The organism is Lacunimicrobium album (genome assembly GCF_052161635.1).
Taxonomy (GTDB): Bacteria; Planctomycetota; Planctomycetia; order Planctomycetales; family Planctomycetaceae; genus SXPC01.
In genome coordinates, this window is record NZ_CP197413.1 from 1781935 (window position 1) to 1794831 (window position 12897).

Sequence of the window (12897 nt, forward strand, 5' to 3'; positions counted from 1 at the left end):
TAGAGTGGTAATTAGCCGGAAGAGGACACTGACATTCCTGCCTGTGTCTCTCAAAAGTTCAAGGGGAGGCTGGGGTCAGGATTGTTAGCTGACCCCAGTTGAGTTTGAGTCACTCCCAATCGTGCGAAGCGGCTCGGCCAATTACCAATTACGAATTACCAATTACTACCCTCCCAAGGAATGCTCATGCGCAGTGATAAGAATTTCCACGGACAAACGCTCGTCTCGGAAAGCAAAGTCGCAGACACCACCAAGCGACTTCTCGATGAGGGACAAGGCATCCTTCGCCTGACCCCGACCTGGGTTCCTCGCAGCTTCCTTCACCCTGGCAAGAGAATCAAACTCGCCCCCAATGATTACTACGCCTACGGCGGCGACCGTGGCGGGATCGATGAACGGTGGTTCGCTTCGACGACCGATGCTGCCAACGAAGGACGCGTCTGGCACGAAGGTCAATCCTTCGTCGACAACGGCGATACCGTCATGCTTTTCAAAGAAGCGATTGCAAGCGCTCCCGAAGTCCTCATCGGGAAGTCTTTGTGGAACGAATACAAACGCTGGCCGGTCTACTCGAAATTCTTCGACAACATGGGCCCGATTCCTCACCACTTCCACCAGGCCGCCAAGGACGCCAAGCTCGTCGGCCAGGAAGGCAAGCCTGAGTCGTATTACTTCTCGCCTCAGATGAACAACGTCGATAACAACTTCGCGTACACCTTCATGGGGCTGGAACCGGGCACGACCAAAGAAGACCTCAAGAAGTGTCTGGCTGATTGGAACAAGGGTGACAACGGCGTTCTCGATCTCTCCAAGGCCTACCGTCTCAAGCGCGGCACTGGCTGGCTGATCCCTCCCGGCGTGCTCCATGCACCCGGTTCTCTTTGCACCTACGAACCCCAATGGGGCTCGGACGTCTTCGGCATGTTCCAGTCACTCGTCGAAGGGCGCGTCGTGCCATGGTCTCTGCTCGTCAAAGACATGCCCAAAGAGAAGCATCAGGACTTCGACTTCATCATCGGCCAGCTCGACTGGGAGAAGAACGTCGATCCGAACTTCAAGCAGAATAACTACGTCGAACCGATCGTCGATCCAGCTAACTCAGGATCAGGCTACACCGATCGCTGGATCGTCTACGGCACTGTTGATGGGCAGCTGTACTTCAGCTCTAAGGAAATGACCGTCGAACCGGGCGCCAAGTGCACCATCAAGGATCACGGAGCCAGCGGCTGGATCACCGTCCAGGGCACGGGCAAGATCAATAACGTCGATCTCGAAACCCCTGCGATGATCCACTTCGGCGAGAAAACCGCTGACGAAGTCTTCATCAGCAACCAGGCCGCCCTCGCCGGTTACACAATCGAAAACACCGGCACCGAGCCCCTCGTCGGCCTCCGCTACTTCGGCCCGGAAGCGCATCCCCACATGCCGGAGATTAAGCGAACGAAGTAGTGGAAATTGGAAAATAGAAATTGGAAATTGTCCGATCAGCTTCGCCCGTTTGAGACTTGATCACGCAAAGGGTGGCTGGGGTCAGGATCGCTAGCTGACCCCAGTCGAGTTTCATATTACTCTCCACCTACGGCGACAGCGGTTCGGCCAATTCCTAATTCCCAATTTCTAATTTCAAGACAGCGTTTATCCAACTCACAACCTTGCCATCCGCGCCTGACACCAAGGACTCCCATATGTCATCCACCCACCAGTTTCCCAAGCTCCACAATGCAGCCTGGCCAGGCGTCGTCGGCAAAGGGCCCGATTCGGAGCCGCCGATTCCGCTCGAAACCATGATCGAGTACACCGCGAACGCCAAGGTTGATGGCGTCGGCTTCGATGGGGTCGACCTCTTCCTCTTCGATCCCCACATCTCCATCGACGCCACCGACGACGACATTAAAAAAGTCGCGGACATGGTCGGCAACAAAGGACTCGTCATCGGCTCCGTCGTTGCTCCGGTCTGGGGACCGACTGGCGGCGGGTCAGCGATGGGATCGGAAGCTGATCGCAAGCAGTTCGTCACACAGGTCGAAAAAGCCTGTAAGATCGCCAAGAAGTTCAAAGACCTCGGCATCCGACATTACGGCGTCGTCCGGATCGATTCCTCCGCCAGCCCTCACGACTGGGCCGAAGGCGATTCACTGGCTAATACCAAGCTCATCGCCCAGACGTTTCGTGAAGCCTGCGACGTCGCGGATGGCTACGGCGAGCGTCTGGCAGCGGAAGGCGAAATCTGCTGGGGCGGGATGCACGGCTGGAAGAAGATGGTCCAACTCCTCGAACTGACCGACCGACCGAGCATCATCGGCTTCCAGGCGGATATGGCTCACACGCTGCTGTACCTGCTCGGCTACAACGCTCCCGAAGATGCTCTCCTCCCACAAGACTACGACTGGAAGGACCGCGCGAAGTTCGAAGCCGCCCTCAAGACGCTGACGAACGCTCTTCGCCCCTGGACGATCGACTTCCACGTCGCCCAAAACGATGCGACCGTCTTCGGCTCCGGCAGTCACGATAAGACCGGACGTCACTGCCTGCCGAATGATCCCAACGGCAAGCTCAACATCCCCCACGATGCGGGCTACTGGCTCAGAGATTCCCACGGCGGCCTGACCATGGCCTTCCGACACATCTGCTGGGACGGCTGCATGTTCCCCAACGCGACCATGAGCAAACCCGAAACCTGGAACTCGATCCTCCAAGCCATGATCAGCGTCCGTAATGAACACGGCTGGTCATAGAAATTAGTAATTGGGAATTAGAAATTAGCCGGAGGCTTCGCTCTATTGAAGCCTCATCGCGAAAGGGGTGGCTGGGGTCAGGATTTCTAGCTGACCCCAGTGGATTCCAAGCCAAACTCCCACTCCAGCGAAGCGGATCGGCCAATTTCAAATTTCTAATTCCCAATTTCAAAACATCGTCAATCCACCCCACACTTTCGCCATTCGCGCCACCAACCAAGGAACTCCCCCCATGTCAAAACCTGTCCGCATCGGTCTCATCGGTCACGGCTTCATGGGCCGTACCCACTCCAATGGTTACGCTCAAGCTCCTCACTTCTTCAAAACCGAACACACCCCGGTCCTGCAGGTTGTCTGCGGACGCGACAAAGAGAAGACGCAAGCCTTCGCTGACCAATGGGGCTATAAGCACATTGAAAGCGACTGGAAAGAAGTCATCAAACGCGATGACGTCGACGCCGTCGATATCTGCACTCCCAACCACCTGCATGCCGAGATCGCGATCGCCGCCGCTGAAGCTGGCAAAATGATCCTCTGCGAAAAGCCACTCTCGATGAACGCTGCGGAAGGCGAAAAGATGGTCGCCGCCGTCGAGAAGGCCAATGTTCCCAACACCGTCTGGTACAACTACCGACGGGTACCCGCCGTGATGCTGGCTAAGCAGCTGATCGACGAAGGACGTCTGGGGAAAATCTTCCACTACCGTGCCCAGTTCCTCCAGGACTGGACGATCTCCGCTGACCTCCCACAAGGCGGGGCAGGGCTGTGGCGTCTCGATTCAGCTGTTGCAGGTTCGGGCGTTACCGGTGACCTTCTGGCACACTGCATCGACACTGCTGTGTGGCTGAACGGCTCGATCTCGTCCGTCACCGCGTTGACCGAGACCTTCATCAAAGAACGCACCCACACCGAAACCGGCAAGAAGCAAGCCGTCACCATCGATGACGCCTGCTCTTTCCTCTGCCGCTTCGAAAACGGGTCCCTCGGCAACTTCGAGTCGACCCGTTACGCCCGTGGTCACAAAGCCCTTTATACACTCGAGATCAACGGCGAAAACGCCTCGATCCGCTGGGATCTCCACGACCTCCACCGCCTGCAGTACTTCGACTACAAGAACGATTCGATCATCCGCGGCTGGCGCTCTATCCACGTCACCGATGGCGACCAGCCTTACATGGGCAACTGGTGGGTTCCCGGACTGCAAATCGGCTACGAACACACCTTCATCCACCAGGTCGCTGACTTCATGAAGTCCCTCGACGAAGGCAAACCCTGCAGCCCGACCTTCCGAGATTCCCTCGAAACCCAATACGTCGTCGACGCCGTCCTCAAAAGCGCCAAAGACCACAAATGGGAAGTTTCTAAGTAGATCCCACAGGCGAGCGGGGGGTGTCAACCCCCTGTCTTTCTCAAGGTGTATTCAATGGAGGGAAGTCTGCTCGATTCCGTAAATCCAGAATATTCAGAAGCGGACTTAACATTCCTTGAACCGTGGACTGCAATTAGAAAACGTCCCCATCTATTCACTGGTACCTCCGTCCCAACTCCACAGATACTCGCCACACTGCTCGTTCGAGACATTTTGAATTTGGGAATCGCGTCCGTTTCAGTAGAGGTCAAGGCAGACTGGTGGATGATCTCAACCAGCGTCGACTGGATAGCTCCATCTAAATCAATCGAATGGTTCAACAATGTCATCCCATTTCGTGAGGCTGGATGCAATGGATTCCACTGCGAAGTAGTTATCGCAGCATTATGTACTGACGTCACAACTGTCTATGGTCAAACACAAGAAGTCATCAAAGGCGAATGTTGCTCACTTGTGACTACTCCACGCGATGGACGACTTGTCGCTTTTCGCATATGAGCTTGCTGCGGTCCTGCTTCTGCAAAATCTCGATTTGTATGACAAAGGTTGCTTAATGATTAACGTTTTACAGTGCTAAATGCTTACTGATCACTCGCGTGTGATTAGAATTGCGTAATCGAGACCGTAATCCCTGCATTACAATTCAGGAATCCCCCATGAGCACTGCTCGCCAACTCTCCTGGACCCTCATCGACGACACCTCCACGGATCTCCCAGCCGAAATCACCTACACCGCTGGCGAAACCGCTCCCGACAAATGGTCCATCCAGCTGCGCACCCTCCACGGCGGAAAGCGAGAAGGGGTCCAGGTCATCGAAGTCAATAACGGTGTAATGACCCTCGTGGTCATCCCCACACGCGGCATGTCCCTGTGGAAAGCCTACGCCAAAGGGGACAACGGCGAGCCTCTCGAACTCGGCTGGCGATCTCCGGTTCGCGGTCCTGTTCACCCCTCCTTCGTCCCGGTCCATGCCCCAAACGGCATTGGCTGGCTGGATGGTTTCGACGAACTCCTCGTCCGCTGCGGCCTGGAAAACAACGGCCCACCCGTCATCGACGAGCAGGGGATTCTCCAGCTCCCTCTCCACGGCCGCATCGGCAATCTCCCCGCTCACCACGTAGCCGCAACCGTTGATCTCGATCACAAAACGATCAACATCACCGGCATCGTCGACGAAACCCGCTTCCACTTCCAGAAACTGCGACTCACTGCTTCCGTTACCATTCCGTTCGGGCAGACCTCCTTCGCCATCAATGATCAGATTTCAAATCTCTCGACCCTGCCAGCCGAGAGTCAATTGCTCTATCACCTCAACGTCGGCGAGCCTCTACTCGATCCCGGTTCGACGATCGAGGTCAACGCCAGTCAGGTCCTGCATCAGAAGCTTGGCATTAACATCCCCGAAGACTGGGCCACCGTCCCAGCGCCGAAAGCCGATCGCCCCGAAGACGTCTATTACATCAGCAATAACGCCGACGAAAACGGTTACGCCAGCATCCGCTTTCTCAATTCAAAAAAGTCCCAGGGGGTTCGCGTCACTTACCGCGTCGATTCTCTTCCCTGCTTCAGCTATTGGAAAAACACACCCAGTTCCTTCGATGGCTATGTCGTCGGCCTGGAACCTGCCACCGGTTATCCCAATCCCCGCTGGGTCGAGGCAGAAGCTGGTCGCATCTTGAAAATCCCCCCCGGTCGCGCGTACTCAACGGAAATCATGGTCAACTGGCTGACAAAAGGCTCAGAGTGATTCTTTAGAGCTCTGTTCCACCGTCGTCCTGCGTTGCTACCATTTCGCTGCTTCGCACTACCTCTTGGATTCACCCGCGTTTCTTCTGGCGATTCAATTCCTGGAGGGAATCGTTTGCTGGTATCATCGCATGTCACGGCAGGACTTTAGAAGATTGATCTGGTTCAAAATAGATTCGACCACACCAATTCATTTGGTGATCTTCAACTGGTCAAAAAGTCGGTTCTCCAAGTCGTAGACCTGGATTTCCAGCGTCTTGCCGTTCACGCGGACCATCGTGTAATGATGGCCATATCGGACCGTGTTTTGGAAAAATGGCCGGATCGGGCCAGGGGTTTCCAAAGGTCCGCCGCCGCCCCCCGTAATCATGTAAAACGGCGCGCCCTCTTCAACGGCTTGATCTTTCAGGACCGGCCATGTTCGTTCGTAGGAGTGGATGTGGCCATTCCAGACGATGTCGACGTTGTATTGCTCGTACAGCGGAACCAGCAGTCGGACCCGCATGTCGCCGCGGGTGCCTTTATTTGTCTTCCACAAGTCGCCGTAATCATTTTTATCTGAGGAATAGGGTGGATGGTGGTGACAGACAATTTTCCAGGTGGCTTTTGACTTCTTGAGAGCCTGTTCAAGCCATTCATACTGCTCTGAACCGGGCTCGACCTTCCGATTCGAATCAATCATGAAGAAATGCATATTGCCGAACTGGAACTCATAGAAGTATTCGGGGTCTGGCAGAGAAACGTAGTCGAAGTAATTCTGAGCGTTCTGCTCATGGTTTCCAAGAACAGGATAGAACGGGACATTGCGAATCAAGGGATCAAGGCTGGGAAAAAAGTGTTTCGTCCAGTGGTCATCTCGAGGACCGGTATCAACAAGATCGCCGGCGTGGAGCAAGAAACTGGGACGTTGTCCCCAGGCATGACTGGCAAGCTGGCCTGCGACCTTCGGGTTTCCTTGCGTGTCGCTGATGACGGCGAATGCGAAAGGAGTCTCCTCGTTGACTGCAGTCTGGAAGGTCGCGAGGTCGCTTTTTAATGTGGTTGCTTCTCCTTCGGCAGTCGATTGCGTTCGGTAGAAGTACTGTGTTTGTGGAGAGAGTCCTTCGATTCGTAGTTCATGAATTGTTGTCGGAGCAGAGTCTTTGATCGCGGTTGGCGTTTGATTGGTCTCGCCGTACAGAACTGTTCCGATGCAGGGCTTACTGGTCCGCCACATGACTGTCATGCTGGTCTTGGTTCCAAACTGGAGATACGGCTTGATGACGAACTCCAGTGGAGCGGCTTTGACCGAGGCAGGTAACACCGCCAGACCGGCATGATGCGAGAACTCATGTTCGACCCACGTTGGCTTGGCAACGCTGTCGTAGATCGAGATCTCACCAAGCTCGCCCTGGTGAGAGTAGAATTCATCCGAATCCTGATAGGCCCCGATGACGAATGGCGAGGTGGAGGGATAGACAATCTTCCCCGACTGTTCTTGACTGGTCGATTCAAGTTTGCCATTCACGTACAGCTGCATCACTTCGCCATCATAGACACCTGCAACATGGTAGATTTTGCCAGGCTCGTACTTTGTCTTACTGGCAAGGTACGTCAGACGCCCCGTCCCGTTCTCGCCACGTAAAGCGAAGGTAAACGCTTTCTCGTTGTAGCCGAGCAGCCAGCCCGATTCGTTGTTTCCGTTGTCTTGTATCATCCCGACAACGCCGCCCCATTCTTGAGGTTTCTCGATCGAGACCCAGGCGGAAACAGTCAGATTCTTCTCCGGCAGGTACGCTTTCGACGATGCGAAGTCTTCACCGCATTGGATGACTGCGCGTTCGCCAGCAATATGGAGTCGAGCATTCTCAGCTTCACCAACGACTCGATGCTGTCCGCTGATGTGACCGTCCGGACCGAGGATCGCTTTAACGACGGCAGCATTCAGCTTATCAAACCCAACGGTTCGTTCGTTGAACCGCCAGCGCGCAACCGGATCAGGACCGTCGTGTGCCAGCAGGGGTGAACTGCCAATGACAACGAGCGCGATAGTGAAAAGTGCTACCTGGAGTTTCAACATGATGCGGGCTTCAAATTGAACGGGGAAGTAAGAGGGGCGTTATCGAACGATATCGAGAAGATCCATAAGGTCTGCAACAGTCTCGATGACATCATCAGCGCCGGCCTGCTCGAACTGCCGGCGGATCTCAGAAAGTTTGATCTCGCGCTCGCTGATCGGCAGTTTTTGATAGTCCTCAAAAGACATCCCCAACGAGTTGCCAGATGCCATCACGGCGATTCCGCGACAACCGGCATTCACGGCTGATTGAATACCAACGATCGTATCGTCAACCTTGACCACCTCAGACGGATCAACGATACCTGCCAGCTGCATGACTTTTTGAATCATGTCTGGTGCAGGACGCCCTTGAGGAACTTCATCGGAAGTCACGACGAAGTCCGGCGATAATCCCCGTTCCTTGGCCGACGGGATGACGATCTCCATCAACTCACGCGTATAGCCCGTGGTCGAGCCGATTTGGATTCCGCTGGCTCGAAGCTGATTCAGAAGGTCAATCGCGCCGGGAATCGGCTGAGTGTATTCACGAAGAACGGTCTTCTGCATCGGTAGGAATTCACGGAAAAGGCCATCAAGGTCCAACTCCGTCGGCTCAGCTCCGAAGCGATTCTTCCAGCGCAATCGCACAGATGGCATCGCGAGGATGGCCTGGATGTGGTCCCGCTTCGCTGTCTCCATGGGCTCACGGACTTCCTGATCGGTGACGGGAACGCCGTGAGTGACAAACAAGTTCTGCATAACGACCACAGGTGCACGACTTCCGAAATCGATGATCGTGCCCGCCCAGTCGAAGATGACCAGCTTCACTTTCGAAGAGACCGTTGTTTCAAGCAGGCTCATTGCTCACCTCCCAGTGTTTCGCTGTTTCCCATTGATCGATCACCGATTCACTGACCGCGAGGCTCAATGACATTCCGTTCCCGCCAAGACCGTTGACCAGATAAACGCTCGGCTCGACTTCCCTCACAGAGAACATCTGCTTAGGATGTTTGGCATAGAATCCCGTCCAGCGACGCGAGATCCGAGCATCGCTGAGAACGATAACTTTATTGATCTCACGCATGATGAGATCATCGATTTCGCTTTTATCAAACGGCTCAATGTCGTCGCCGTATTCATGGGAATCCCCGAGAATGAGTTCACCATTCGGCGTGGTCGATGCCATTACGTGAATGCCATAGCGATCCAGTTCCGGCATTGTTTCTGCGACCCGTTGCTTGACCTGCTGGAGAGATGGGCAACAGTTGAACGCAGGGTAATGTCGGAGCGTTAAACCACTCGCCATGTGTGGCCCAAGATGCCAGCCTTGTGGCTGGGCAACAGAGAGCATCATCTGCAGCTTGCAAATCTTCAGACGTTCTTCGCGGTGCTGATCAGGGTACAGAGTCTTATAGTACGCACCATTGGCGACGACGATCCGATTGGCTGTCCAGGCACGCCCGTCAGCTGCATAGACTCTTTGATCCTTGATGCGAGTGAGTGGCGTATCAAAATAAAAGTCGATGCCGACCACCGAGTTCAGATAAGCAACAATCGAAGAAATCGCTGTCGGCGGGTGGATGCGTCGTTCGGTTCCGCTGAACATGCCACCGACCAGTCCGTCGGGATTCGCGCACGGCATACGCTTGAGAACTTCAGCACCACTAATAATCTCCAGCGACATTCCCTTAGACGACGAATGTGCTGCGAACTCTTCGAGCACTCTCATCTCATCATCATGGTGAGCCAGAAACAAAGAGCCACAGTTTTCGACCGGAAAGCCAGCAGCTTCGCCCAATTCTTCCCACAGTTTCTGATTGCGCAATGCCAGAGTTCTCGCTTCGCCACTTGGCTGACCGATCGGCCAGATCATTCCGAAATTGCGAATACTCGCCCCTTCCGGCCGACCGTTGGATTCAAAAACCGCGACCGAGAGCCCCTTCTTCGCCGCAGCCCAGGCGTGCCCAAGTCCAACGATTCCACTGCCCGCGATAATAACGTCGTAATGCATCTTCTTCTTTCTAACGATTTACGGGGTCGTCGCTGTCGCCAGGACGGTCTCCCCGTTGTTGACTGGCTGACTGCCAGTTGTTTGAAACATGGTGGAAGCAAAAAGTGCTCGTCCGCTCACGGCTAAGCAACAAATACCGATGACCGAAAGCAGTAACGAAAAGCCCTGAAAGAACGTCAGTCGATCCAGCTGTTGAGCTGCCAGATCTTTATAAAGTTGCACTCCCACACTGCCGGTATATCCCAAGGCATCGGCGAGATAGATCCCGAAGACCGCAGTCCCCCCGCCACCGAGGGCCACCATCCGCTCGAACAAAACCGCATTGAACGGCAAGTAGGTCAGATAGGCCCCAATACCTATGCCGACAATCCACGTCATCCCATCGATCTGTCCTGCAATTGATAGCCAGGTCGACAAGCCGACGACGATCATGCCGATGACCATGCAGGAATAAATCGCGATGAGTGCACGAGCGTTGTCACGAATCAGCATCAGACCGCCCAATGCCAGCGTCACGAGCAGCCCGACCGGAAGTTCCATCGCCGAAAAGCCCCCTGCAGTCCCTTCATAGCCGAGACTGTTGAGCATTTCGATCGCATAGTTGTCTCGAAAATCACGATACGCAGTGATGATGGTATAGAGAACAAACATCGGCCACAGGATCGACCAGTGAGTGCGAAGAAACGCGGAACGCTGTGTAGCGCTCATCTGCGTGCGTCGTTGTCGTTCCTGTTCGTCCAGTCGCGTCGGGTTTGGAATCGACTCCAGCATCCAGACCGCCAGGAAAAAGACCGGCAGAAAGCAGAGTCCCGTCACTGCCGGCATCCAGTACGTTTCCACACCCGAATACAGCCAGTAACGCCCGACGTCCTTGACGATCCCGCTGGAGACGACGAACGAGCAGCAGAGTGCCGCGAGCAGAAAGTCAGAACAGCGTCGACCTTCGAGATACCGGACCACTAGCCCCCAGACCATTCCCAACGGGACACCATTGGCGAAAATCGCGACGACCTTCCAGTTCATCGGCAAAGCCGCAAACAGGACCAGCATCAACTCAGCAACGACGATCAGTCCAATCAAGACAACGCCACGACTTTTGTTGCCCAGGCGAGAACAGACATCAATGCCGATGTACTTCGAGACCGCATAGCCAAAGATCTGCGCGACGACAAACGCCGTCTTGAGTTGGACGCCGGTATTCCACAACGTCTCGTCAGGATAGACCGCAGCCGTGAATGGTTTACGAAACGCATACATCGCAAAGTACGCCAGAAACCCCGCGAGCGACGCGAACACGACGGTGTTCCAGCGCGTCGAATCGGGATTCGATTGTTGCAATGGAGTGTTCGAAGTCATACGAGGAGACCGATTTGGAAGTAAGTGAATAGCCGCAGAGAGATCTTGAGACGCTAGACAGGAAGCAACTGACCATCACGGCAATCCGTTGTTTCGATGTACTGATTGTTGAGCGTCCCGTCAGAGTTCAAGTCGATGATCGCGTAACCCATGGGTGTCCCCGCGACACTGTTGTTGCCTTCGTACATGTCTTTTTTCTGCAGGCTGTACTCCCACCACGCGCCACTGAATGCCCCGTTACAGAGAAACGTAACATTGGCATAGGAGACTTGATCAAGCATATGCTCATGCCCCGAGATAAAGTAAACCGGACGCGCCTGCAGCTTCCAGTTGACAACCGGGTCAATGATTTGATGCTTGCGTTTTGACATTCCTGTCTGAAACAAATGCTGCGCGAAAAGAATCGGCTGATGTGACATGACCAAGACCGGTAGCTCAGCATGCTCCCTGAGTTGCTGGTGGAACCAGGTGAGCTGTTCCTCGTCGAGCAGTCCGGAGTTGTTCCCATCAAGAACGAGAATCAGCCAGCCGGACTCCACCGTACTCAGATATCTGTTGTTCTGACCAAGTCGATCAAGTGCATACTGCTTACCATACATGTCATGAGTCTTGCTGGGAGCCGCCCACCACATGTCGTGATTTCCCAGGGCCGATAGCATGCGTTTTCCACCAAGTGGCTTCACGACACAGCGATCCCAGAGTTCCCATTGTTCGAGAACGCGTTCCCGGGTGATGTTGTCGTAATCGACTGCGTAAACTGAATCCCCGCCGTTAAGAACCAGTTCGAAATCGCCAGCCTGACGAATTGCTTCCGTAAGAAGCCGTTCACAACGCTGGGCGGCTTGCTCTTCGGGACGGATGTGGATGTCTGTCAGATGCAGGATTCGAAGCGCACCCGAAGGTTTCGTGGTTGCAGGCGAAAGCCGATCGCTCGCTTTGAAAGGACTGCTAGACGTGATTGTAGAACCAGCAACCGTCATCGCTGTGAGGCTGAGAAAGTTGCGACGAGACATCCAAGCAGGCGTCTTCGACATAGACTTCATCCTTTCACCAGGAACAATCAGGGACTACTCGACAACTTCCAGAACGATTGACTCATCACCTTTTGACCCAATCGTAACATCCAGGCCCGAGGTCTCTGGATTCTCATACTTCTTCGGAACAATGTATTTGATGTTGTCCTTCCCGGTCTTGGACGGTGCTTTGCCCGCATCGATATCTTCATGAGTATTGATCGTTGAATCGATCTTTTTCATGACAATGACCTGATACTCGCCCGGATAGACGCCGTCCTGCGGCTCGAGCGTCCCCATCGAAAATTCACCTGACGCGTCCGTGATGCAAGAAGCCGCTCTTTGTGACACTCCAGACCCCGACGGTACGAAAGTGACGGTGGCACCATCGAGCACCTGACCGTTAAATTTGAGAATCCCTTTCGCGGGTACAAGGCCGGTCAGCCCTGACTTCTGGCAACCGGATTGCATCAACGCAATCACTATGAGTCCCAGAATGACAAACTGCGCTATTCTCGACGTCATGACATCTCACTTTGTTAGCCGTAGGAGAAAAAGAGAGGACAGGAAAACCTCAGTGGCTTATGACCTGCGAGCCACTGAGTCGTCATTCCGATACTTTCAAGTG

Annotated in this window: 10 protein-coding genes; 4 read left to right on the plus strand and 6 right to left on the minus strand. The window is 54.4% G+C overall.

Translation table 11 applies throughout. The annotated features are described in order from the left end of the window. Positions 1 to 180 precede the first annotated feature (180 nt). From SH248x_RS07090 to SH248x_RS07105, 4 genes are all read left to right on the plus strand, one after another. Complete coding sequence (locus SH248x_RS07090; RefSeq protein WP_459557828.1) at positions 181 to 1449, plus strand: hypothetical protein; 1269 nt, start codon at positions 181 to 183, stop codon at positions 1447 to 1449. Between the two features lie 236 nt (positions 1450 to 1685). Next, positions 1686 to 2735, plus strand: a complete 1050-nt coding sequence (locus SH248x_RS07095; RefSeq protein WP_459557829.1) for a sugar phosphate isomerase/epimerase family protein — start codon at positions 1686 to 1688, stop codon at positions 2733 to 2735. 232 nt (positions 2736 to 2967) lie between these two features. Continuing rightward, positions 2968 to 4104 (plus strand): Gfo/Idh/MocA family protein, encoded by a 1137-nt coding sequence (locus tag SH248x_RS07100; protein WP_459557830.1) that lies wholly within the window; start codon positions 2968 to 2970, stop codon positions 4102 to 4104. 656 nt (positions 4105 to 4760) lie between these two features. Further along, the gene (locus SH248x_RS07105) at positions 4761 to 5852 is read left to right on the plus strand and encodes an aldose 1-epimerase family protein (protein ID WP_459557831.1); all 1092 of its coding nucleotides are present in this window, start codon (positions 4761 to 4763) and stop codon (positions 5850 to 5852) included. A 189-nt stretch (positions 5853 to 6041) separates the two neighbouring features. On the opposite strand, the gene SH248x_RS07110 is transcribed toward SH248x_RS07105, so the two are convergent. From SH248x_RS07110 to SH248x_RS07135, 6 genes are read right to left on the minus strand one after another with little or no spacing between them, the layout of a single operon-like run. After that, positions 6042 to 7910 carry a LamG-like jellyroll fold domain-containing protein gene (locus SH248x_RS07110; RefSeq protein ID WP_459557832.1) on the minus strand — a complete coding sequence of 623 codons (1869 nt, stop codon included), beginning with the start codon at positions 7908 to 7910 and terminating at the stop codon, positions 6042 to 6044. 39 nt (positions 7911 to 7949) lie between these two features. Continuing rightward, positions 7950 to 8750: a phosphonoacetaldehyde hydrolase gene (gene phnX / locus SH248x_RS07115; RefSeq protein WP_459557833.1), complete on the minus strand. Its 801-nt coding sequence runs from the start codon at positions 8748 to 8750 to the stop codon at positions 7950 to 7952. After that, complete coding sequence (locus SH248x_RS07120; RefSeq protein ID WP_459557834.1) at positions 8737 to 9900, minus strand: TIGR03364 family FAD-dependent oxidoreductase; 1164 nt, start codon at positions 9898 to 9900, stop codon at positions 8737 to 8739. Before SH248x_RS07120 ends, phnX begins: the two co-directional genes overlap by 14 nt. A gap of 18 nt (positions 9901 to 9918) precedes the next feature. Further along, positions 9919 to 11256, minus strand: a complete 1338-nt coding sequence (locus SH248x_RS07125) for a DUF5690 family protein (protein WP_459557835.1) — start codon at positions 11254 to 11256, stop codon at positions 9919 to 9921. A gap of 53 nt (positions 11257 to 11309) precedes the next feature. Next, positions 11310 to 12290 (minus strand): metallophosphoesterase family protein, encoded by a 981-nt coding sequence (locus tag SH248x_RS07130; protein WP_459557836.1) that lies wholly within the window; start codon positions 12288 to 12290, stop codon positions 11310 to 11312. A gap of 33 nt (positions 12291 to 12323) precedes the next feature. Beyond that, positions 12324 to 12794, minus strand: a complete 471-nt coding sequence (locus SH248x_RS07135) for a carboxypeptidase-like regulatory domain-containing protein (protein WP_459557837.1) — start codon at positions 12792 to 12794, stop codon at positions 12324 to 12326. Positions 12795 to 12897: the final 103 nt, after the last annotated feature.

Excerpts from the sequence above, each read along its gene's own strand:
- SH248x_RS07125 (WP_459557835.1), bottom strand. The coding sequence starts at position 11,256 with ATGACTTCGAACACTCCATTGCAACAATCGAATCCCGATTCGACGCGC.
- SH248x_RS07095 (WP_459557829.1), top strand. The coding sequence starts at position 1,686 with ATGTCATCCACCCACCAGTTTCCCAAGCTCCACAATGCAGCCTGGCCA.
- SH248x_RS07135 (WP_459557837.1), bottom strand. The coding sequence starts at position 12,794 with ATGACGTCGAGAATAGCGCAGTTTGTCATTCTGGGACTCATAGTGATT.
- phnX (WP_459557833.1), bottom strand. The coding sequence starts at position 8,750 with ATGAGCCTGCTTGAAACAACGGTCTCTTCGAAAGTGAAGCTGGTCATC.
- SH248x_RS07120 (WP_459557834.1), bottom strand. The coding sequence starts at position 9,900 with ATGCATTACGACGTTATTATCGCGGGCAGTGGAATCGTTGGACTTGGG.
- SH248x_RS07130 (WP_459557836.1), bottom strand. The coding sequence starts at position 12,290 with ATGTCGAAGACGCCTGCTTGGATGTCTCGTCGCAACTTTCTCAGCCTC.
- SH248x_RS07105 (WP_459557831.1), top strand. The coding sequence starts at position 4,761 with ATGAGCACTGCTCGCCAACTCTCCTGGACCCTCATCGACGACACCTCC.
- SH248x_RS07090 (WP_459557828.1), top strand. The coding sequence starts at position 181 with ATGCTCATGCGCAGTGATAAGAATTTCCACGGACAAACGCTCGTCTCG.
- SH248x_RS07110 (WP_459557832.1), bottom strand. The coding sequence starts at position 7,910 with ATGTTGAAACTCCAGGTAGCACTTTTCACTATCGCGCTCGTTGTCATT.
- SH248x_RS07100 (WP_459557830.1), top strand. The coding sequence starts at position 2,968 with ATGTCAAAACCTGTCCGCATCGGTCTCATCGGTCACGGCTTCATGGGC.